13 protein-coding genes are annotated in these 22,290 nt (G+C 67.4%); 6 read left to right on the plus strand and 7 right to left on the minus strand.

Going from position 1 to position 22,290, the window contains the following annotated elements:
* Positions 1 to 130: 130 nt before the first annotated feature.
* The 3 genes from QHF83_RS29395 to QHF83_RS29405 all read left to right on the plus strand — a co-directional run bounded on the left by QHF83_RS29395 (position 131) and on the right by QHF83_RS29405 (position 7,486).
* The gene (locus tag QHF83_RS29395) at positions 131 to 3,370 is read left to right on the plus strand and encodes a serine/threonine-protein kinase (RefSeq protein WP_282421295.1); all 3,240 of its coding nucleotides are present in this window, start codon (positions 131 to 133) and stop codon (positions 3,368 to 3,370) included.
* Positions 3,371 to 3,431: 61 nt separating this feature from the next.
* Positions 3,432 to 6,593, plus strand: a complete 3,162-nt coding sequence (locus QHF83_RS29400; RefSeq protein ID WP_282421296.1) for a TonB-dependent receptor — start codon at positions 3,432 to 3,434, stop codon at positions 6,591 to 6,593.
* A 23-nt stretch (positions 6,594 to 6,616) separates the two neighbouring features.
* Positions 6,617 to 7,486, plus strand: coding sequence for a hypothetical protein (locus QHF83_RS29405; RefSeq protein WP_282421297.1), 870 nt, complete (start codon positions 6,617 to 6,619; stop codon positions 7,484 to 7,486).
* Between the two features lie 349 nt (positions 7,487 to 7,835).
* Here QHF83_RS29405 and QHF83_RS29410 read toward each other — a convergent pair whose 3' ends face one another.
* The 3 genes from QHF83_RS29410 to QHF83_RS29420 form a co-directional block, all read right to left on the minus strand.
* Positions 7,836 to 9,065 (minus strand): ATP-binding protein, encoded by a 1,230-nt coding sequence (locus tag QHF83_RS29410; RefSeq protein WP_282421298.1) that lies wholly within the window; start codon positions 9,063 to 9,065, stop codon positions 7,836 to 7,838.
* Positions 9,066 to 9,133: 68 nt separating this feature from the next.
* The gene (locus QHF83_RS29415; RefSeq protein ID WP_282421299.1) at positions 9,134 to 9,898 is read right to left on the minus strand and encodes a hypothetical protein; all 765 of its coding nucleotides are present in this window, start codon (positions 9,896 to 9,898) and stop codon (positions 9,134 to 9,136) included.
* Positions 9,899 to 10,211: 313 nt separating this feature from the next.
* Positions 10,212 to 11,321 carry a sterol desaturase family protein gene (locus QHF83_RS29420; protein WP_282421300.1) on the minus strand — a complete coding sequence of 370 codons (1,110 nt, stop codon included), beginning with the start codon at positions 11,319 to 11,321 and terminating at the stop codon, positions 10,212 to 10,214.
* A gap of 123 nt (positions 11,322 to 11,444) precedes the next feature.
* On the opposite strand from QHF83_RS29420, the gene QHF83_RS29425 reads away from it, so the two are divergent.
* Complete coding sequence (locus tag QHF83_RS29425) at positions 11,445 to 11,654, plus strand: hypothetical protein (protein ID WP_282421301.1); 210 nt, start codon at positions 11,445 to 11,447, stop codon at positions 11,652 to 11,654.
* 328 nt (positions 11,655 to 11,982) lie between these two features.
* Here QHF83_RS29425 and QHF83_RS29430 read toward each other — a convergent pair whose 3' ends face one another.
* Together QHF83_RS29430 and QHF83_RS29435 are read right to left on the minus strand one after the other, a co-directional pair.
* Positions 11,983 to 12,345, minus strand: coding sequence for a phage holin family protein (locus tag QHF83_RS29430; protein ID WP_282421302.1), 363 nt, complete (start codon positions 12,343 to 12,345; stop codon positions 11,983 to 11,985).
* A 430-nt stretch (positions 12,346 to 12,775) separates the two neighbouring features.
* On the minus strand, positions 12,776 to 15,511 hold the full coding sequence (locus tag QHF83_RS29435) for a right-handed parallel beta-helix repeat-containing protein (protein WP_282421303.1): 2,736 nt from the start codon (positions 15,509 to 15,511) through the stop codon (positions 12,776 to 12,778).
* Between the two features lie 534 nt (positions 15,512 to 16,045).
* Here QHF83_RS29435 and QHF83_RS29440 point away from each other — a divergent pair.
* On the plus strand, positions 16,046 to 17,458 hold the full coding sequence (locus QHF83_RS29440) for a sigma 54-interacting transcriptional regulator (protein WP_282421304.1): 1,413 nt from the start codon (positions 16,046 to 16,048) through the stop codon (positions 17,456 to 17,458).
* 10 nt (positions 17,459 to 17,468) lie between these two features.
* Entirely contained in the window at positions 17,469 to 18,152 is a 684-nt protein-coding gene (locus tag QHF83_RS29445) for a hypothetical protein (RefSeq protein ID WP_282421305.1), read from the plus strand.
* On the opposite strand, the gene QHF83_RS29450 is transcribed toward QHF83_RS29445, so the two are convergent.
* Both QHF83_RS29450 and QHF83_RS29455 read right to left on the minus strand, forming a co-directional pair.
* On the minus strand, positions 18,130 to 19,491 hold the full coding sequence (locus tag QHF83_RS29450; protein WP_282421306.1) for a tetratricopeptide repeat protein: 1,362 nt from the start codon (positions 19,489 to 19,491) through the stop codon (positions 18,130 to 18,132). The two genes, QHF83_RS29445 and QHF83_RS29450, sit on opposite strands and share 23 nt — an antisense overlap.
* 2 nt (positions 19,492 to 19,493) lie before the next feature.
* Positions 19,494 to 22,265 carry a serine/threonine-protein kinase gene (locus QHF83_RS29455; RefSeq protein WP_282421307.1) on the minus strand — a complete coding sequence of 924 codons (2,772 nt, stop codon included), beginning with the start codon at positions 22,263 to 22,265 and terminating at the stop codon, positions 19,494 to 19,496.
* Between the last annotated feature and the right edge of the window lie 25 nt (positions 22,266 to 22,290).

Below are 22,290 nucleotides of genomic sequence, written 5' to 3' on the forward strand. Positions count from 1 at the left end.
TCGTCTCGACCCGCATGCATGAGAGGCTGAATCGGGCATGGTACGGGTGTTGCTTGGCGGAAGCGATCGTCTTGAAAGGCAGGGCATCGTGAAGGACGTCGGCGACGAGGGGAGGAGCGAGGACCCTCCTATGGCCGCGACCGCGGAAGCTGCGGTCGTGGATCCCGGGGCGCCTCCTCGCGCCGCCGGGCCGGCGCTGCGAAACACGGTGAGCGATGATCGAAAGCACGCGGCGGCCCTCCCTGGGATGGCCGTGCTCGAGCGTGCTCCGCGGGACGAGATTCGGGAGCTGCCGCCTTCGATATGGGAGAGGTTCGACGATCTCTCCCTCCTCGGTCGAGGCGGCATGGGCACGGTTTATCGCGGGTGGGACAAGCAGCTCGCGCGGGACGTGGCCCTCAAATTCGTCCACGGGCACGACGCGGCGCGCTTTCTGCGCGAGGCGCGGGCGCAGGCGCGGATCAATCATGACAATGTCTGCAAGATCTACGACGTGGGGTTTGCCGACGGGCAGCCCTACATCACGATGCAGCTCGTGCGCGGGGAGCCGCTCTCGTCGGCTTCTCGCGAGATGACGCTCGAGGAGAAGGTCAAGGTCATTCGCGAATCGGCCAGCGCGCTCCACGAGGCGCATCGGCTCGGCCTCGTGCACCGGGACGTCAAGCCGCAGAACATCCTCGTCGAGCGCACCGAAGATGGGCTCTTTCGGCCCTTCGTCATGGATTTCGGCCTGGCGCGTATCGTGGGGGAGCGCGGGGAGACCCTGACGGGCCAGGTCGCAGGAACCCCGGCGTACATGGCGCCCGAGCAGGCGCGCGGGGAGATTCGTTCGCTCGATCGGCGCACGGACGTGTATTCGCTGGGCGCCACGCTCTACGACATGCTCGCGGGTCGGCCGCCGTTCGTCGAGGAGCATCCATGGAAGGTCTTGATGCGGATCGCCACCGAGGACGCGCCTGCGCTTCGGAGCGTGTGTCCGCGTGTTCCTGCGGATCTCGAGACGATCGTGATGAAATGCCTCGAGCGGGATCCGGGGCAGCGTTACGAATCCGCACGGGCGCTCGGGGAGGATTTGCAACGGTACCTCGATGGCGAGCCTGTGCTCGCCCGCAAGGCGTCGGTCGGTTATCGGCTGGTGAAGCTCGCTCGCAAGCACAGGGCCCTCGTCTCGCTCGTGGCGCTCGGGCTCGTCGTGGCTGCCGTGCTTCTGGGGTTCGCCCTTCGGGCACGGCGGCTCGCCGCGGAGGAGGCGCGGCTCGCGCAGGAGCTAGGCGAGGACGTGAAGGAGATGCAGCTCTTCATGCGGTATGCGTACTCGCTGCCGCTGCACGACGTCGAGCGAGAGCGGGCCGTGGTTCGCAAACGGCTCGCGGAGATCGAGGCAAGGATCTCGGTGACGGGGGCGATCGGGCGAGGGGCCGGGCATTACGCGATCGGGCGAGGGCATCTGGCGCTGCAGGAGCCGGAGAAGGCGCTCGGGCATTTGAAAGAGGCGCAGGTTGCGGGGTACACGTCGCCGGAGCTCGAATATGCGCTCGGGCGGGCGATGGCGCATGTTTATCGCGAAGAGGTCGAGGGGCTGCGGAGGATCGAGGACAAGAAAGAGCGCGCTGAGCGCAAGGCGGAGCTCGACGCGACGTACAAGACCCCGGCGCTCGCGCATCTGCGCGCGGCGACGGGATCGAGGCTGGAGCACCCCGCGTACGTCGAGGGGCTCATCGCGCTGGTCGAGGGGCGGCACGAGGACACGTTGCGGCTCGCAAAGCAGGCTGAGAGCGAGGCCCCGTGGTTCTACGAGGCGGTGGTGCTCGAGGCGGAGACGCGCTTCGCGATGGGGAGCGAGTTCAGGCACGACGCGGCATTCGATTACGAGAGGATGATGTCGCATTTCGGCCCCGCCATCGAGGCGTACCGGCGCGCCTCCGCCGTGGGCACGAGTGACCCGGCGGTGCACGAGGGGGCGTGCAACGTCTTCGTGCAGATCTTGAACGCGGCAGCATTGACCCGACGGAGCGTGCAGGAGCCCTTCGAGGAGGGCAAGAAGGTATGCGAGCAGGCGGTCGCCTCGGACCCGAGGCGGGGGTCGGCGCACGTCGCGCGGGCTTACCTTCATCATCCCTGGACATGGGCCGTGTACTACACGAAAACCGATCGGGTTTCGCTCTGGCGTGATCAAGTCGACATGGCGGAAAATGCCGCCCGGATGGCAAACGAAGACCCGGTTGCGCATTGGCTCGTGGGGGCTGCGTGGCACGTGTACGGAATTGCGTTATATCATGCCAATCTGGACGCGGACGGCGCATTCGAGCGATCCGAGGCCGGGTGTCTCGAGTCGCTCCGTCTCAGCCCCACCTTCGCGTTGCCGAACAACGATCTCGTGCGCGTGTACATCATGCGCGCGCACCTCGCCGAAATTCGCGGCGCGGATACGTTCGCGTTCATCGATCGTGCGCGTGCGGCGGTGGTGCGCGCGCGGTCGAAGGCACCAGATTTCAAACCGGTACGACAGTCTCAATGGGACCTGAACATTGATGAAATTTTACTCCGTCTCGAGCATGGCCAGGATCCGACATCCCTGATCGCATCGGCCAACCACGACTGCAACGACCCCATCCTCCCTTTGGCCAAGGATGAGAAACCAGCGCACGCCAGATATTGCTACCTAATGGCCCTGTTCGATGTGGACTTCGCCCTGGCCAGCGGTCGCGATCCCCGCGCGTCGCTTGCTCGTGCGGCGGAGCTCGTCGAAGACCTGCACACACTCGAACTCCGAGAGGAGCTTTTCGTGCGCGCAGCGCAGGCTGCCCTGGCCCGCGGAGAGTCACCGGAGGCCGACGTCACCCGTGCGATCGAGGCGATTCTCAGCGACAGCGCAACGACCGGGATGAGCCGGTTCGCTTCCATGAACCTCGGCCTCATGCAACTCACGCTCCTTCGATGGGCCATGATCCAGGGCACTGTGAACGCCCGGATGTTCGAGGAGCCCCTGGAGAGCCTCGCGCCCATCTCGGGCCCGAAGCACGTCGATCCGCAGCCCTTCCAGCTCGCCGCCGCGGTCCACGAGCGCCGCGCCGCCTGGCTGCTCGGCCAACGAAAGGACCCCTCGGAGGCGCTCGCGAAAGGGTTTGGCATGATCGACGAGGCATTCCGCCGAAACCCGCGCATGCCCCGGGCCTTCGCCACGCGCGGCGATCTGCACCTCGTCGAGGCGCGCGCCGCGAAGGATCCCAAGATCCGCGAAGAAGCCGCGCGGCGCGCCAAGGAATCCTTTGACGCGGCCCTCGCCGGCAACAAATTCCTCGCCCGCGAGACCGAGGCCTCTCGCAGGGAGGTCGACCGGATGCTCGAAGCAGAAGACTCCTCGAAATGACGTGGACCAAGAATAGAGGATTGACATGCGCTTGATCTCCAGAGCCACACGATGCTTTCTCATGGGAGCGACCTGCGTCGGGCTGCTCGTCGCGCCTCCTGCCTTCGCCGCCGGAGACGCGGTCTTGACCGGGACCATCCGCGACGCGTCGACCAAAAAGCCGCTCGCGAACGTCGTCGTCACCGTGACCTCCCCCGCGCTGCAGGGCGAGCAGACCGTCGTGACCGACGCGGCCGGCAACTATCGCGTCCCTCAGCTCCCACCGGGCGAATACACGATTCGGCTCGATGGGGATCGGCACAAGCCCTTCTCTCGCGGCGGGATCACGCTCCGCACGAGCAGCACGCTCCGCGCCAACCTGGAGCTCATGCCGGACGAGCTGCGAGAGGAGATCGAAGTCGTCGCCAAGGCCCCGACGGTCGACATCGGATCGACGACGACGGGCTTGATCGTCGATTCGGATCTTTCGCATCGCCTCGCGGTGGCCCCCCCGGGAGGTCGTGCGTCCGCCGTGCGATCGTTCGAGAGCCTCGGAGCGCTCGCGCCCGGCGCGCAGCCGACCCCCATCGGCTTTAGCATCAACGGCTCGTCGGCCCCCGAAAACCGATTCCAGATCGACGGCGTCTCCGTGGGCAGCGCATCGGACGGCATCAACGATACGCCGCTTTCGCTCGAGTTCGTCAAGGAGGTCAACATCGCCACGGGTGGATACATGCCCGAGTACGGCCGGACGACCGGCGGCGTGTTCGATGTCGTCACGAAGTCGGGTGGCAACGAGTTTCATGGGTCGGTCTTCGGCAGCTTCACGCCGGGCGCATTCGAGGGACAACGAAAGCCCGTGCGCGCGGCGGGCACCGTGGTCGCCGTCGACCAGAAGCTCGGCGCGATGCGTGATTTCGGTTTCGAGCTGGGCGGGCCCATCATGAAGGATCGCCTCTGGTTCTACGCGGGCTTGAACGTGGCCATGCAGGACCTCGATATCGTGCGCTCGCTCAATCGCTTGCGGTACGAGACGAACCCCGACGGCTCCTTGGTGCTGGACGCGAAGGGCAACCCCATCAGCCTCCGCGACGAGTACGGATTTCAGCTCACCTCGCCCATCGAAGGAGGCACGCGTCGATACATCGCTTCCAAGGAGACGCTGCAATACATCGGCAAGCTGACCTGGCTCATCAACCCCTCGCACACGTTGACGCTCTCCGTGTTCGGCTCGCCCACGTCGTCCGGCGGTGATGGGCGAATCTCGCTCAACGGGGTCACGGGCACGACCACGACGATCAACACGAGCTTGCTGGAAGGAGAATACGCGGCCTTCGGGAGGCAGGAAGAGCAGAGGATCAACACGGTCTCGCTCAAGCTCTCGTCGTCCTTCCTGAACAAGAAGCTGCTCCTCGACACGACGCTCGGATATCACCACGCTTATTCGAATCGCCTGCCGGTCGACGGGTCGGGAATCGGCAGCGGCCAGGGGCTCGATACCGTGCCCGGCATCTCGTGGACGCGGGGGACCCCGCACACCATCGCCGATTTCGAGAATCTCCCGGCGGGGAGCGGCTGCGAGCCCAAGGGTTCGACGAAGGTCATCTATTGCCCCGTGCGCGCGTACCTGACCGGCGGACCCGGGAACGTCAACGAAAACATCACGAACCGCTTCCAGGGTCGAGCCGTCCTCACGTACCTCTTGAGCGCGCTCGGGCAACACGTCATCAAGGCGGGGATCGACCTCGAGGTGTCGAACAGCCTGTTCGCGCGAGCGAACACCGGAAACGTGTGGTTCTCGGAGACGTACGACGGCTCCGCCTGGCAGGTCTGGCGCATCGGAAACCTGACGAGCCCGGACAACGTGTACGTGCCGAGCTTGCAGTCTCCCACGACGCACTCCACCATCGTCGGCGGGTTCGTTCAGGATAGCTTCACGTTCCTGGACCGGGTCACGGTGAATGCGGGGTTGCGGTACGACGCGCAGATGATGTCGAGCAGCGAGGGGGTGGGCATGGTGCTGCCCAACCAGTGGTCTCCGCGCGTCGGAGCCATTTACGACCCCACCGGTCAGGGCCGGTCGAAGATCTTCGCCAGCTACGCGCGTTATTACGAAAACGTGCCCCTCGGCCTGGCCGAGGGCTTGTTCGTTCAGCGGCCGTTCACCGTGTCCAATGTGTCGAAATCCGTGTGCGACCCGTCCGATCCCACCAAGGTCGAGGCCTGCCTGGACCCGAAGAACCGCCTCACGATCGGAACGCCGTTCTCGCCGAACCGGCAATGGGGTTTTTATTACGGCGATCGCGCGCCGGTGGATCCGGAGATCGAGGCGCAGTCGATGGACGAGATCTCGGCGGGCGGCGAGTACCAGGTCTTCGACGCTGCGCGCGTGGGCCTGAACTACACGCACCGGTCGCTCCATCGCGTCATCGAGAACATGAGCCGGGATGAAGGGACGTCGTTCTTCGTTGGCAATCCCGGGCACGGCGCGGCCTCCGACTTCCCCGAGGCGCGACGTGATTACGATGCCTTGACGCTGTTCTTCCAGAAGTCGTTCTCCCAGGGGTGGCTCGCGCTCGCCAGCTACACGGCGTCCTTTCTCCGCGGGAACTATCCCGGGCTCGCCACGAGCAACTATCCGTCCCCGCACACGCTCTCGGACTTCGACCTGCTCTCGCTCCTGCCGAACCGCGATGGCCCGCTCCCCGGGGATCGGCGCCATACGGTCAAGGTCTACGGCGCCAAGGAATTCGCGCTCCCGAAGAACATCCGCATCAACGTCGGAATGAGCTACACGGGCACGTCGGGCGCCCCGCTCGATGTCCTCGGCGCTCATCCCTATTACGGTCGGGGCGCCGCATTCATCCTGCCGCGTGGTTCGGGTGGCAATCTGCCGTGGATCCACAGCATCGATTCGAACCTCGCCATCGGCTACAAGATCAGCAAGGACAGCACGCTCTCCGTGAACGTGGACGTGTTCAACTTGTTCAACTTCCAGGCCGAGACCGGCCGCGATCAATCCTTCACGTACGCAAACGTCCGGCCCATCGAGGGAGGAACGCAATCGGACCTGCCGGAGAAGGACGAGTCGGCATGCGCGACCGGCGCCGGTTGTCGGTACAAGCTCGTGAACTTCGCGGACGGCTCGCCCTTCGATCCCGCCAACCGAAACCCCAACTACGGCAGCCCCACATCGTACCAGGCCCCGAGGACGATCCGCATGGGCGTCAGGTTGACCTTCTGATCGCGTGAACGAGGAGACGAATCATGAAACGCCACGATCACATCAAGTCGTTCGCCCTCGGGGCCTGTGCGCTCCTGTTCACGGCCGCATTCGGCACGTCATGCGAGCAGCCGCCAATCCTCTGCGAGGTCGCGAGCGGTGCCTATATCGTGAAGTACTTCCCGAAAGAAGCCGGCAACGATTGCCTCATGCTGCCAGGGGAAGAGGTAGGGATGTCCGTGTACAACCCGCCGAAGGGAGATGACCGAGAAATCGATGCCCTCCGGGCAACGGTCGCGATCCAGGCAACCTCGATGGGCGTTCTGGCGGACACCGCGAAGGCCACGGCGGAGGCGACGGATCCAGACCCGAACCACAAGCAATACTCGTTCGGCAATTACACGGCCCGGCCAGACGCGAACGATTTCTGCGCAGCATCGGACCTCTCCGTCGCCGAGCAGCACATCCCGGAGACGGCCTACGAGGACAAAGACGGGAACCCCGCAATCTACCCCGAGACGCGGCTCGCCTACGAATGGCGCGACGTGCGGGTACACATGGCCTTCGCAACACCAGGCAACGCCGCGACAGGCGAAGTGACCATCACGCGAGAGAGCGAAGACCCCGCTACAGGCAATCGCGAGACCTGCACCACGACCTACATCGCGAGCGCCCTGTTCCCCTCCGTCGGTTGCGAAGCCGTAGACGCCGCAGGTCAAGCGACAGGAACGCCCGACGACACGCGCTGCTGCGCCAAGGCCAACCCAGACAAAGGAAGGCCCTTCGGCTCCGGCATCCACCCCGATTTCAAGGTAAAGTGTGACCCAACCCTGCTTCAGTGCGTGCTCGACTGGAAGCCAGGGGAATCCTTCCCGCCCCTCGGGGCGAATTCCTTTTGCGGCGACGGGAGCTGAGTCTCTCATCGGGGGCGCCGCGCCGGGGCGCTGCCCCGGACCCCGCGGGGGCTATCCGCCCCTCGACCCGGACCAGGGCAAGCCCTGGACCTCAGGTGGAAGAACTGCGCTCCGCGCAGTTCTTCCAACGGGCCCGTTGGAAGACAGCGTTGCCAGTCGAAAGGGCAGCGCGGCTGTCTCGGCTGGCAGGATCGTCGCCGGTCTTGACCCGACTCGTTCGATGAACTGCGCATCGCGCAGTTCATCGACCCCGGGTCCAGCGCTTGCGCTGGTCCGGGTCCAGGGGCGGATAGCCCCTGGTGGGGCCTGGGGCAACGCCCCAGCGCAACGCCTTCCAGCTGAGACCCCGTCAATCGTCCTGATAACTCGGTATGCTCAACCAGAAGCGCGCGCCTTTGCCTGGGGGCGACTCGACGGAGAGATTGCCGCCGTGGGCCACGGCGATGCGCTGCGCGAGGTAGAGGCCCATGCCGAGACCGGTCGAGCCTTTGCCTGCGTAGAAGCGGTCGAAGATCCGTGGGAGGATTTCGGCGGGCACGCCTGGCCCCTCGTCCACCACTTCGACGCTGCCGATTTCGCCCTCGTCCAGACGTTTCTTGCTGACGGACATGACCACGGGGGCGCCTCGTGGTGAATGGCGGATGGCGTTGGATACGAGGTTCTCGAGGCATTGGCCCACGCGGGATGGATCGGCGCGGACGATGACCTCCTGGTCCAGCGTGGTGACGATGACCTCGTGCGTCGGCGTGGAGAGCGTGCGCGCGATGTCGGCGCATAACGAAGCGAGATCGACCGGCTGGAGGTCGAGGCGGAAGACGCCTTGGTCGAGCCGGGCCACGTCGAGGATGTTCGAGATCAGCCGCGCCAGCCGCCCGACCGCGTTCAGCGCTGCGTCGCTGTCGCGCACGTCCGCTGCGCGTTGCTCTTGCTCGGCGCGGCGCCGGAGGATGTGCAGGCGACCGCTGATTGGCGAGAGGAAATTGCGCAAATCGTGGGCGAGCACCGTCATGAGCTCCTCGGCCACTGCGCGACGCCCTTGCTCGACCGCGTTGTGCCCGATCTCCTGGATGAGCTCGGCGCGGTGGGCGATCGTCCCGACCCAGCGGCTGATCGACGCCACGAACCGCTCATCGTCCTCGGTGAAGAAATCGACCTTCAACGAGGCGACCATCAGCACGCCGCGCACCTCGCCTCCGAGCTCGATCGGAACGCCCACCTTCGACTGGATCTTCAGCGTCTCGCGGATGCCCTTCAGCTCGTCCGGATCCTCCTGCAGCCGACCCGTCCGGAAGGGCGCCTTCGTCTCGAAGACTTGCACGACGCGCCCGCCGTTCGCGATTTGCAGCACGTCGAGCCCCACCTTCCGCTGCAGGCTCGAGAGCGGCTGGTTGCTCGTGCCCATGGCGACGAGCGAGTGCTTCGCTGGATCGAGGAGGAACGCGTCCACCTTGTCGGCGTGCATTGCGTCGGCCACGGCGTCGCAGGCGAGCGCGAGCGCCGTCGGCAGGTCGGCTGATGGGATTTCGAGCAGGCGCTCGAGCGTGCGGAGCAAAAGCGCCTGATTGGGTTGCCCCGGCATACCGCGAACGTAGGTGCCTGGATCGTGTCTGCCAACACGGACAGCCGGCCCGCTCCGGGGCAAAGCCGTCAGCCCGTCGGCGCCGCGGTCGTGCTCTCTTCGCCCTCGCTGCTCTTTGGCTTCACTCGCCTCGAGTTGAGCGCGGGCGCCCGTTCCTCCCAATCGTCCTCGTGGAAGTAATGGGCGACCACCTGAAGGCGCGCGTGGGCTCGCACGAGCAAGGTGGCGAAGCGATTCCGCAGATCCACGGCCTGGGTCGGGCCCGTCGAGAGTTTGGGCGGAGCGTCCGCGGGCCGCAGGGTCGCGACGAGCCATGAACCGACCTCGGCGGCCTCGTCGATTTGCGCGACCGTCACGGGGTGCTTGCCGTTGATGGCGGCGGCGTGCTTGCGGAAGAGGGAGGCGAGGGACACGCAATCCTCGGCGCGATCGCGGACGCCGCGCCCGGCGGCGATGGCGTCGACCTCGGCCTGGGGGACGAGCCCGTTTTCGGCGAGGCCCTTGGCGACGGAAAGGAGCTTTCCGCGCAGGTCACGCGCGAGCGACAGCTTTGCCTGAACCTGCGATTCGCTCGGCGCTTCTTGCTCGGCGGCGAGCGCCGCGTACTTCGCGGCCAGGGCGAGCTCGGGCAGGGCGAGCAAGGAGGCGAGGTCGATCTTGGGCAAGTGCGTGGGAATCGCGGCCTGGTGGTCGTGGACGACCTTCATGCAGGTCTTGACGTTCACGAGCGCGAGATCGGGGTCGAGGCGATACGGGAGAATGGCGTCGACGGGCAGGGCTTTCGCCGCGAGGAGGAACTTGTCGTGGGCTTTCTGGAGATCGGGGTCGGCCATGAGGAGGGCTCCGGCTGGATGTAGGGATGAAGGGTGGGGGACTGTACATGGATGTTCGTTGGGAGCACAAGGGCTCGGGGGAGGGAAGGCACGAACAGAACGGGATGGGGGAGGGGGACGGTGGAGGGAGGGGGGAGTGAAAGATGTTTTACAAATGTGGACGGTGGAAGGAAGGGTGAATGAAAGATGTTTTACAAATGTGGACGGTGGAGGGAGGGGGAGATGAAAGATGGTTTTCAGAGGGGGGACGGTGGAGGGAAGGGGAGATGTGAACCGGTTTTGCCGGAGGAGACGGTGAAGGGAAGGAAGAGGCTCAAACCAGGGTCATCACGACGAACGGCGTGGCGACGAGCCGCAGCGCCTCGACGGGTTTCGCCCATGGGCGCCCCTCGATGAGGCCGCCGAGCCCGACGAGAGTGACGGCGGTCCACGCGATGAACGCGAGTTGCATCGTCCGCGGCCGGGGGTCCAGGTCGTTGTTGATGAGGAAGTATATCATCATCGCGATCGTGAGCCCCGTCATCGCCATCAAATAAAGCGTCGTCCCGCGGCTGAGCTTCACGTCGTACTTGGGCCGATCGAGCCTGACCTGGGTGTCGGCCTTCGCCATGCTCTTCGGCCGCCAGTCGGGGGGCATGATCCAGACTCCAAGCTCATGCAGGGAGTCCGGTGTGCGCGACGCGCGTTCGATCGCATCGTCCAGCGGGGTCCACATGCAATGGACCGGGTCGAAGGACGCAATCGGCTCGACCGTGCCGTACACCGGCTGCTCGTGCTCCTCCGCGAACGTGCCGAACATGCGATCCCAGATGATCAGCATGCCCCCGAAGTTCTTGTCGAGGTAGCGGGTGTTGATGCCGTGGTGGACGCGGTGATGCGAAGGCGTGTTCAGCACACACTCGAGCGAGCCGAGCTTGCCGACGAGCTCGGTGTGGAGGAAGAGCTGGTAGGCCGCGTTGATGGTGACTGCAATGGCGGCCATCCTGGGGGGAAACCCGATGAACGCCAGGGGCAGGTAGAACGCGCGCTCGAAGAACCCCTGCGCCGGGTGCTGACGGATCCCGAGGGTGAGGTTGTAGTCTTCACCCTGGTGGTGCAACGCGTGCGAGGTCCAGGCGACATGCACGCGGTGCGAGAAACGATGAAACCAGTAGTAACAGAAGTCGACACCGATGAGCAGCCCGATCCACCCGATCGGCGAGTTTGCCTTGATTTCGAAGGCGGCCGAACGCTGGTAGATGAATTCGTAGCTGACCTGCAGGAAGCCAAAGAGAAGAACAGCGGGGGCGAGCTGCACCATGCCGAGCAGCAAGTTCGACGTCGCATCCGACACGCGAAAGACCTGCCGCCCACGCGTGCGGCCCACGTGCCATTCGAGTCCCATGACGATGACGAAGAACAACAACAGGAGCCCTTGAAGCACGGCGGACGAACCTACCACACGCGCCTTTGGGTCTTCCACCCGAAGGCATCCTGCTGTAGGAGGATGGGCGCCGCGGTCTGGCCATCACCTCGGTGTTGCTCGCCTGACAACCCCAGGGCAGGCATGGAGACGTCCTCGTTATTCTTTGATTACGTTTTTCCCGTCCTCGAGGTGCTCGCCGTGGGTCTCCTGGGGAGGGAACGACGTATCGGCGTCTGGGGAGCGCTGATTCTCTCCGTGGTCTTCACGCCGATCGGAGGACTGCTCGTCACGCTGCTCTCCGGCCCTCGGCCGCCTTCGCCCGACGCCGAAGCGGTAGGGACCTCTCGCTGACCGCCGTGCCGGGGCGCTGCCCCGGACCCCGCGGGGGCTATCCGCCCCTCGACCCGGACCAGGCACGGCCTGGACCGAGGGTGGAAGAACTGCGCGATGCGCAGTTCTTCCAGCGGGCCCGCTGGAAGACCAGGAACAGCGTTGCCAGTCGAAATGGCATCGCGGCGGCTTTGGTTGGCAGGGCTCGTTCCTCCGCCTGTTCGATGAACTGCGCATCGCGCAGTTCATCGACCCCGAGTCCAGCGCTTGCGCTGGTCCGGGTCCAGGGGTGGACAACCCCTGGTGGGGCCTGGGGCAACGCCCCAGCGCAGCGGCTTGTGATGAGACTTCAAAAGATGCGCGGCAAAAGCCACGCGGCGACGGAGATCAGCCCGGCGGTCCCGAGGAGCGGCCAGAAGCCCTTGATCTCGAAATCGTCGATGAGCTTGTCGGTGACGTAGAGCAAGATCGTGTTCACGAGCAGGCCGAGCACGAGGTACGGCAAGCCGAACGTGAGCACGGCAGCGGGCAGGAGCACGACGGCGAGCACGGCCCGGACGCCCCACCCGAAGAACAGGTTGAGCAACGCGAACGCGAAAGCGATGCCGATCGCCGTGTTGCCCTTGCGGACCCGAACGCCGGGCATGATCGCGCTCGCGACGAGGACCGCGAGCCCCGCGGCGATGGCTTGACTGAGGAACGTCTTCAACATGAGCACCTCTCCAGGGCCGGTCACCGCATCCGTCGAGCAGCCCCGTCCCGCCCCTCGTTCTGGCGCAGATGCGCGTCCCGCACAACCCCCGACGATCACCATGGGGCTTCGCTCAGGGCTGAGCATTGGTCTCATCTGGGAGCCGTTTCGCTGGGGCGTTGCCCCAGGCCCCACCGGGGCTATCCGCCCCTGGACCCGGACCAGCGCAAGCGCTGGACCTTTGGTCGATGAACTGCGCGATGCGCAGTTCATCGAACAGGCCGAGGCAAGACAGCCGCGCTGCCCTTTCGACTGGCGACGCGGTCCAACGGGCCCGGTGGAAGAACTGCGCATCGCGCAGTTCTTCCACCCCGAGTCCAGCGCTTGCGCTGGTTCGGGTCGAGGGGCGAACAGCCCCCGCGGGGTCCGGGGCAGAGCCCCGGCGCGGCGGTCACTGCGGGAGGGGAGTCGGCGGCTCGAGCCCCGAGCTCTTGGCGCCGCAGGGGCCCGTAGGCTCGGGGCAGCCGCATTGGTTGTCGTGGCTGCCGTCGAAGGACCAGGTGTAGCCGGCGGAGTCCTCCCCGTTCAGATCGAAGGCGTGGCACGCGAGCTCGCTCGAGACGAGCTGAATGGAGCCGCCGAAATTGGCGACGCCCGCTCGAGCGTTGTTTTCTAGCTGGGTTTTCGTGATGACGACGGAGGGGGGCAGGCTACCCCATTCGTCGTCCGGAGCGGAGAATACAGCGATTCCATCTCCAAGGGCGCCATTCGCATTGGGGAGGGTCCCATCCACGAGCGTCGACTCGATCGTCGCGTCCGAGTTGATCACGCAAATGCCCACTTCGTGATTGCTCCGGATGATGGACGCGTGCACGCCGGCGCTCGCCCGCTCGCCATTCCTGTTATCCGGTTGGACGTGAATACCACGCCCGAACCACCCATCTTCCCTGAGCTGGGTGTCTCGCACGACGCTTGCGTCGATCAACACATCCGAGCCCCCCACGTAGATGCCCATCTCATCGTTGTTCTCGATGAGCGACGCCGTCACGGCGACGCTCGCATGTTCTCCCGTCTCCGCGTCGCTCTCCAGACCGACACCAGCAAACTCGTTTCCCCTCACCACGGTCGTCTCGATGACCGCGTCCGAGCCTCCGACGAACACGCCGTGCATCTGGTTCTGCTCGATCACACAAGCGCGCACCGTGGCATGCGATCGCTGCCTCGGGCTTGGGGAGCCTGCCGCGCTGGGTATCGATTGTACGTTGATTCCCCGGCCCTGCTTCTCGAGTCCGCCCGCCGAGGTATCACGAACGACCGTGCTCTCGATGAGCGCGTCCGCACCACCTACGGAGATGCCAGCGCTATGGTTTTTCTGGATGTCGGAGCGTCGAACCGTCAACGTCGCCTGCGCTTCCATCTCCGCGACGGATATGACCTCGATGCCCCGCCCGGACTCCACCGTTTCGTCAGGCATGGTTTCCCGTACGGCGCTTCCGTCGATTTCCATGTCCGAGCCCGTCACCAGCACGCCAGTACGGTGGTTCTTCTCGACGAGCGAATGAATCAGCCTCACGCTGGCGCGCTCCGGCGGATTGTCGCGGTCCTCTGCCGCGATGCCAATTCCATCGTTCCCGTTCGCGTCGGGTCGAGTCCCCCGGACCACCGTCGCCTCGATGCTGACCTCGGCCCCCCCCGCGAACACGCCGACTTCGTGGTTGTCTTCGATGAGACAATCCACCACGGCGACCTTCGAGCGGGGCTCGTGAGGGGGGGTCGCCACGCTGATCGCCCATCCGGACTTTCCTTCGTCGTCCAGTTCGGTTGCTCGGATCGTCGTGGCCTCGACCAGGGCATCTGCATGGACCACACGCAAGCCGATGTTGTTGTTGTTTTCGAGCAGCGATCCGCGGATCGTGGCCTTCGAGCGGCTGCCCGAGCCGAGCCCGCCATTCAGGTTGATGCCCGCGTCGAGCGTATCATCCCCGCTGGGCAGGGTCTCCCGGATCACCGTCGTTTCGATCAACCCCTCCGAATCTATCAGAAAGACCCCTGCCCCATGATTTTCCTCGATGAGCGATGCGCGTACCGTCAGGTTCGAGCGTTCCTCTGGTCCGTCCCCCTCGCTGGTGACACCCCTGCCGAACAGCCCGCTGCCTTCGGGGAGTGTCCTCCGTACGACCGTCGCTTCGATCAGCGCGTCCGATCTCGATACGTAGATGCCAGCTTCATGGTTTTCTTCCAGGAACGACCCGCGGACCGTCGCATTGGATCGCCCTGCCGCCGCGTCCTCCACCTGGATACCCCGCCCAAAGTGCCCATTGCCGTTGGTCTGCGTCCCCGTCACCGCCGTCGCCTCGACGAGCAGATCGGAGGCCGCGAGGTAGATACCTACCTCGTGGTTTCGTTCGATGCTCGAACCGCGCACCGTGACGTTGGCCCGGTTCGCATCCTCCGCCTGAGCGTGGACGCCTCTTCCTGCCTTCCCACCGGCGTCGGTCTTCGTCTCGCGCACCACCGACCGCTCGATCGCAACGGTGGCTCCCGCCGCCAATACACCCGCCACGGCCGCGCGCTCGACGAGAGAGTTCGTCAGCCAGATCTCCGCTGGGCTCGAATTTGCAGCCACCGCTCCGATCCCGAGCTCTGCGGTGTCGTGGATCCGAACTGCATCCAGCACGACGCCGACCGACGTAATCGCAATGCCGGACTTCGGGCCCGTGATCGAGACCCCTCGCACCTCGCTCGCGCTCGCAGCCGTTCCTTTGATCAAGATCGCCGTGAAGGAGGCGGTGGTCCCGACGATCTCCACCATCGATGGGCACCTCCCCCATAACTTCACCGCCTTCCCCTGGATGCTCACATTTCCCGTGTACGTGCCCGCGGCAATCGCGACGATCGCGCCAGGCGCCGCCGCGTTCACCGCGGCCTGGAGGGTCTTCCATGGCTTGGCCTGCGAGCCATCGCCGTCATTCAGCGGATAGGCCGCGTTCACATGCTCCGTGGTCGCATCGACCGGAATGTCCCCCCAATCTCCATTCCCGCACGGCGCAACCTCTCGGCAAACCGTGTCTCCCGGCACGGCCATCATGCCATCGGGACAAGGATCCGGCGGCAGGATCGGCTCACAGCCTCGATGGCCATCGGGCACGAATCCCTCGCCGCACATCTCCGGCGGGATCCCCGCCACCGCGCAACCACCCCCTACCTTCTCCATCTCCCCTGGCGGACACGCCATGTCCGGCGGCAACCCTGCAGGCGCGCAACCACCCCCTTCCAACTCCCATTCCCCCGGCGGACATGCCATCTCCGGCAATCCCGCAGGCCAGCACCGGCCATCCTCGAGCAACAGCTCTCCCGGAGGGCACGTCTTCGGCGGCCCAGGCGCCACAGGAACCTCCGGGTCCTGCGAGCATCCCCCGAGCGCTAGCAGCACGAGCAGCAGCGGGAACAAAGGGTCTCTCGGCGTACGATGATTCATCTACAGCAGCATACAGGCACGCTGCGAACGTCGTGGGGTTCATTGGGGCGCCGGCCCGAGGCGGCTGCGAATCGAAGGCGCGCGGCAGATCCGTGGGGCGCCTCGATGCGCGACCCCGGGTCGGAACGACCGGAACGCTATCCCGCTCCCGCTCCCCTTTTGCGCTCCCGCTCCCACCCCCTGACGCGCCGCTTCCTCCGGCCCTCGTTTTCCCGTACCCTCGGCCTCGGAGATCAGGACAGGATGGGTCAGGTGGATCGGCAGGAGCAACGAGGGGCGCTCGAGCTCGTGGTGTACGCCGCGGGGGACGAGGCCGCGGCCACCGTCCTGCCGAAGACGGGCAGCGTCACCATCGGGCGCGGAGAGGGCAACGACGTGCGCATCGACGATGCGTCCGTCTCGCGCCGGCATGCCGTGCTCCACGTCGGGCCCGTGCTTCGCATCGAGGACAAGGGCAGCGCGAACGGTACGTTCGTGCGCAAGAGCGAGGACAAAGGCAGCGCCGTCGAGACCCGCCGCGTGCATCGCCTGCCCGGTGAGACGTTCGCGGTCGAGCTCGGGGATTGTATCGTCCTCGGCTCCGTCATCGCCGTCGTCCGGAGGGCGCGGCACGAGGAGGGGCCGAAGGCCGCGGAAGAGGCGCGGCGCGGCGCCACGAGCCGCGTCGTCGTCGCGGATCCCAGCATGCGCGCGCTGCACGAGGAGGCGCGCAGGGCCGCGGGATCGCCGTTCAACGTGCTCCTGCTCGGCGAGACCGGCGTCGGCAAGGAGATCCTCGCGCGGGCCATTCACGAGGCCTCGCCGCGGCGGGGCAAGCCGTTCGTGGCCGTGCACTGCGCCGCGCTGAGCGAGACGCTGCTCGAGAGCGAGCTCTTCGGGCACAAGAAGGGCTCGTTCACCGGCGCGACCGAGGACAAGAAGGGGCTTTTCGAAGCGGCCGACGGCGGCACCGTGCTGCTCGACGAGATCGGCGAGCTGTCGCCTTCGGTGCAGGTCAAGCTCCTGCGCGTGCTCGAAGATCGCGCGGTGCTCCGGATCGGCGCGGTCGCGCCGCGGCCCGTCGACGTGCGGTTCATCGCGGCCACGAACCGGGATCTGGAGGCCGAGGCGCTGCGCGGGACGTTCCGGCAGGACCTCTTCTACCGGCTGAACGGGATCACCTTCGTCGTGCCGCCGCTGCGCGAGCGGACCGCGGAGATCGCACAGCTCGCCGCGTTTTTCCTCGAGGACGCGTGGAAGAAGCTCGAGCGCAAGGGCGAGCCTTCCATCGCGAAGGAGGCGCGGGAGATGCTCGAGCGGCACCCGTTCCCGGGCAACGTGCGCGAGCTGAAGAACGCGATGGAGCGGGCCGCGGTGCTCTGCGCCGGCGACACCGTGCTGCCGGAGCACCTGCCGCCGCGGATCGCGCGGCCGTCGGGGCCACCGTCCTCGCGCGCCGTGGCCCCGGTCGCGGCGGTGCAGACGGCGACGCAGCGGATCACGGAGCTCGACGTGAACGAGGCGCAGAAGCGGCTCGACGAGAAGCAGCGGATCCTCGACGCGCTGGAGAAATGCGCCCACAATCAGACGCGCGCGGCCGAGATGCTGGGGATCTCGCGGCGGACGCTGGTGTCGCGCCTCGAAGAGTACGATTTGCCGCGGCCGAGGAAGAGGTAACGAGGCGTCCATGGCGGAGCGGGGTCGCTTGTCCCATCGGCTGATCCTGGGCGTCTTCTGCGTCGGCGCGCTGCTCGGCGCGTACCGGGACGGCGACGGAGCCGGCGGCGCTCCCGAACACGCGTCGCTCCGGCCGGAGACGCCCCCGGGCGGCGGCGCCGGCGGCAACGGCAACGTTTGCGAGGGGGAGATCCTGCGCTGCAAGAACAACCCCACGCGGCTCTGCGACTGCGGCTACATCTGCCCGGACGATGCGTGCTTGCCGGCGCCGCCGAACTGCGAAGAGCACACGGATTGCCCGAGCGGAGTCTGCGAGGGCGGCAAGTGCAGGTGTATCGAAGCCCCCGGGGTCGACCAGTGCAACCCGAAGGTGTCGGACAAGCATACCTATACGTGCAACAGCGCCGGCTTTTGCATGCAGCTGCCCGATCAATGCAACGTGGAGGGCGCGCCGTGCGGCGACGACGGGATTTGTCGGCGCTCGCAGTGTCACGAGCGTTGCTCGTCGGATCGCGATTGCCCCGCGAGCCTCGTCTGCAAGAAAGACCGATTCTGCGGGGCCGCGCTCGTGCCGGACGGCCCGCCGCTGATGTATTCGTGCGCCGCGGGCGGCGGCAAGGGGGACGGGGGAGACGCGTGGCTCTTCGTGATCGTCGGGATCGCCGCGACGATCAGGGCAAGAAGCCGAAGGTGAGCTGAGGGACCCAGAGCTGCATGAGTCCGTGCGCGGTCTGCAGCCCTTGCCCGGAGACGTCGGCGATGGTCTCCGGCGCGCAGGCGACGCCGTTGTCGCCGCCGGGCGGGCAGGGCGCCTGCGCGTCGAAGGCGCGGCCATTGAAGATATTTCCTTGCGCCAGGAAAAGGATGTAGCCGAGGGACAAACCCACGCGGAGGCCGCCGAGCTTCGCCTCGATGCCGACCTCCGGCATGAGGAACGTGGGCGCGGAGCGGAGGACGGTGCTCGTGCCCGAAAAGATGAGCGGCGAGGCATGGCCACGATCGTCGCGGCCGACGCCGCTCACCGGATCGGAGGATTGCGCGGCGACGAGGCCGAGGGAGCCGCGGAAGACGGCTCGCAACCGCGGACCGAGGTCGAGCCGATACCCGACCGCGGGCCCCATGAACGGGCCGCGCAGCGAGAGCTTGTGCGAGAGCGTGTACGTGACGGTCGAGATGCCGTCCGGGACCGGGACATCCCGCGTGAGCGTGCGCTCGAACGTCGATTCGACGGAGAAGAAGCCGGTGAAGAGCTCGACGGAGACGTTGTTCGCCGTGATGTAGCCGCCGCGCGCGCCGGCGAGGAATCCGCTCGCGAAGGGGCAATGGTCCACGCAGACGCTCTGAGAATCGCGCTCGGCATTGCTATCCATGGAGGCGCCGAGCGTGGGGCCGCCGAAGGCCTGGGCGAACCAGCCCTGCGAGCGCGCAGGCGGCGGGGGCGGTTGCCCGGGGCCGACCACGATGCGCAGCGATTCGCCGGCCGGGAGGTCGTGATCGAGCAGCACGGCCCTTCGGTTGACGCGCACGGTGTGGTGGCCGGCGGGCAGGTAGAGAGGGCATTCGCGCGGCAGGAGGCCGATTTCTTTTCCGTCGACGTGGAGCGCGCCCTCGCCGTCGACGACGTGGAGGGTGGCGACGAGGCCGCGCAGGCGCCGCACGTCGTCGATGAGCGCTTTTTGCTCCTCGGGCGTGAGCTCGCCGCGGAATCGATCGAGGACCTCTTCGTAAAGCGGGATCGCCTCGGCCGCGCGGCCGAGCTTGTCGAGGCAAACGGCGGCGTTTTTCGTGTTCGACTTGCGCGGGAGGATGTCGCGGGAGGCGAGGTAGCGGGCGAGCGCGCGCTCGAGCTTGCCCTCGCCTTCGAGCGCGCGGCCCTCCTGGAAGAGCTTCTGGGCCTTGTCCTTGTCCGCGGGCGAGAGCGCGCGCGGCGGCGGGTAGGGGCGGCAGGCCGACGCGGGGCGCGGGGCGAGGAGCGCGGCGGCGCCGAGGAGCATCACGAGGCCGATTCCGAGGGCGTTTCGGGGGGCGCGCATCACTAGAATTCGTCGTCCGGTTTCGTGACGGGGCCCTTCGCGTCGGCCTTCGAGGTCGCGGGGACCGGGGCGCCGGTCGCGGCCGGCGCGGTCGCCTCCGTCGGCGCGGACGTGTTCGCCGGCGTCGTGGTCGACGTCGTGGCCGCCGGCGCAGGCGAGGCCGCCTTCGGGATGGGGCTTCCGCCCTGCGCCACGTTCGCGAGCATGGGCTGCGGCGCGGGGAGCGTGGAGGGAGACGTGGTGGCCTGCGGGTCGGGCTGCGTGGGCCCGGAGAGCGTCTTCTGGATGCGCTCTTCGAGGTCCTTGTTCAGCGCCGCCGTCGCGCGGACCTCTTCCAGGAGTTTTGCCTTTTCCTTGTCGTTCCGCTCGGCCTCGGCGCGCTCCTTCTGCTCGCGCTCGAGTTTTTCCTGGGCGGCCCGCTCCTCCGCGCGCACGGCCCGCACGTACCCGAGCCCGCCGACGACGATCGACGCCGCGACGATCGCCCCCGCGGTCGCCGCGAGCACCCTGCCGCGCCGCGAGACGCGCACGCTCGCCTGGATGAACCGCTCGGCCGCCGCCGACAAACGGACCGTGCTCTTCCGCTGGAGCTCCTTCGCGAACTCGAGCCTCCGCCCGCGCCAGAGCGCGGCGCTCTCCGCGTCGCGGGCGAAGCGCGCGGCGTCGTGCTCGATCTCCTCGGCGAGCATCCGATCGCCCTTCGCCTCGGCGATCCACGACGCGAGCCGCCCCCAGCGCGAGAGCAGCGCCTCGTGCGCGAGCGTCACCGAGGCCCCAGGGCCCTCGGCCGGCACCACGAGCCGCGCCTCGCCGAGTGCCTCGATCACGCGGCGCGCCCGCGTCCCCGCGATCGCCGCGAGCTCGTCCACGCTCATCACGCGCCGCGTGCCCTCGGCCGTCGTGAGCGCGAGCAAGAGGGCGCGCGCCGCCTCGATCGAGCCGTCCTCGGCCTGCTCCATCGACGCGAGCACCGCCTCGGCATGCCGCTCGAGCGCGCCCTCGACGCCGCCCACGGCCGTGAGCGCCGAGCGCAAGAGCAGCTTCTTTCCCTTGTCACGCGCGTTCCAGAGCTCGGTCAGGGCGAACTCGACGAGCGGCATCGCGCCCGCCGTCGCGTCGATCCCGGCGAAGAGCTCCTCCGCGAGCGCGGCGTCCTCGAGCGCGTAGCCGTACGACGCGAGCGCGCGCTCCACGCTGTCGCGCCAGTACGTCGGCGAGAGCGGCTCCACCCGGCAGAGGCCTCGCGCCATCGTGTTGCCGAGATCCCCCATCGCGAGGAGGTGATGCAAGAGGTCACTGCGCGCCGCGACGATCGCGCGCACGCCGGGCAGGGGCTGCGCGCCGATGCGCACGAGCAGGGCCGCCGCTTCTTCGCGACTCTCGCCCGACGAGGTGGTGACGAGCTCTTCGAGCTGATCGACGAAGAGCACGAGGCCGCGCTCCTCCTCGCTCGCGCGCCGGGCCATGGCCTCGCAGAGCGGGCCCGGCGCGAGCATGGCGGCGTTCGGGAGGAACGGGGCGAGCGCGGCGGTGATCGCGGCGCGTGGATCACGGCCGGGTTCGGCGATGGCCGTGTCCCACACCTCGGGCCAGCCCACGATCCCGCCCTCGGCGAGCGCCGGCAAGATGCCCGCGCGCGCGAGGCTGGATTTGCCGCTGCCCGAGGGGCCGACGAGCGCGATGAGCCCGCGGCCGCGGCAGAGCTCGATCGCGGCCGCGATCTCGGGCGTGCGGCCGAAGAAGACGTCGCGATCGCGCGCTTCGAAGCGGCGAAGGCCCCGGAACGGGCCTTCGTCCTCGTCGGGCAAGACGCGCGCGCGGCCCGCGAGATCGCGGCGGATCTGTTCGAAGTGGTGCGCGACCCACGAGGCCCGCGGAGGTCTGTCGTCGGGGCGCGGCGAGAGCAGGTGGTCGACGAGCGCGGCGAGCGCGCGGGGGACGCCCTCGATGCGCGCGGCGAGCGGCAGAGGCCTCGTGTACCCCGTGAGCACGCCGGGATCGAGCGCGCCGTCGCCGCCGAGGCGCTCGGCGGGCAGCGCGCCCGAGAGGCAACGATGCAGCGTGACGCCGAGCGCGTAGAGATCACTCGTGGCCGAGGGCGGCGCGCCCGCGCCGAAGACCGCGGGATCGATGTAGCCGTACGTGCCCGTGATGCGGCCCGAGATCCGCGCCGTCGCGGCGAGCGCGCGCGGCGTCGTGCCGCTGTCCGGTCCGGCCGGGATCACGTCCTCGACGGCGGCCGGGGTCGAGGACGCCGACGCGATGCCGAAATCGATGAGCTTGTACGCGCCGCCGGCCTCCTCGACGATGTTGCTCGGCTTGACGTCGCGGTGCACGAGGCCTGCGCCGTGCACCGCGGCGAGCGCGGAGGCGATGGCCACGCCGACGCGCAGCGTCTCGTCGACGGAGAGCTTTCCTTCGGCCTCGAGCCGGTCCTCGAGCGATCGACCGGCGACGTGCTCCATCGCGAGGCCCATGACCCCGGCCGCTTCGTCGACGGCGAGCGCGTAGAAGCGCACGACGTTCGGATGCTCGACGCGGCAGAGCGCGCGCGCCTCTTCGAGGATGCGGCTCCGATCGTTCGCGTTCACGTCGAGCGAGAACAGCTTGACGGCCGCCGTGCGCAGCTCGGCCTTGCCGTAGGTCTCGCGCGCGAGCCAGACCGGCGCGTATCCGCCCGCGCCGAGCTGCTCGACGAGGACGAAGGGGCCGATGCGCCTCTGCTCCGGGGGGCGCGTGATCAGGCTCGAAAGGGCCGGGTCGAGGGTCTCCAAGGGTCTTCGTGACGAGCGCCGCGGG

It is taken from the genome of Polyangium sp. 15x6, from assembly GCF_029960785.1.
GTDB lineage: Bacteria > Myxococcota_A > Polyangia > Polyangiales > Polyangiaceae > Polyangium.

Coding starts and splice junctions, on each gene's coding strand:
- QHF83_RS29395 (WP_282421295.1), top strand. CDS start 131: ATGGCCGCGACCGCGGAAGCTGCGGTCGTGGATCCCGGGGCGCCTCCT.
- QHF83_RS29400 (WP_282421296.1), top strand. CDS start 3,432: ATGGGAGCGACCTGCGTCGGGCTGCTCGTCGCGCCTCCTGCCTTCGCC.
- QHF83_RS29405 (WP_282421297.1), top strand. CDS start 6,617: ATGAAACGCCACGATCACATCAAGTCGTTCGCCCTCGGGGCCTGTGCG.
- QHF83_RS29410 (WP_282421298.1), bottom strand. CDS start 9,065: ATGCCGGGGCAACCCAATCAGGCGCTTTTGCTCCGCACGCTCGAGCGC.
- QHF83_RS29415 (WP_282421299.1), bottom strand. CDS start 9,898: ATGGCCGACCCCGATCTCCAGAAAGCCCACGACAAGTTCCTCCTCGCG.
- QHF83_RS29425 (WP_282421301.1), top strand. CDS start 11,445: ATGGAGACGTCCTCGTTATTCTTTGATTACGTTTTTCCCGTCCTCGAG.
- QHF83_RS29430 (WP_282421302.1), bottom strand. CDS start 12,345: ATGTTGAAGACGTTCCTCAGTCAAGCCATCGCCGCGGGGCTCGCGGTC.
- QHF83_RS29440 (WP_282421304.1), top strand. CDS start 16,046: ATGGGTCAGGTGGATCGGCAGGAGCAACGAGGGGCGCTCGAGCTCGTG.
- QHF83_RS29445 (WP_282421305.1), top strand. CDS start 17,469: ATGGCGGAGCGGGGTCGCTTGTCCCATCGGCTGATCCTGGGCGTCTTC.
- QHF83_RS29450 (WP_282421306.1), bottom strand. CDS start 19,491: ATGCGCGCCCCCCGAAACGCCCTCGGAATCGGCCTCGTGATGCTCCTC.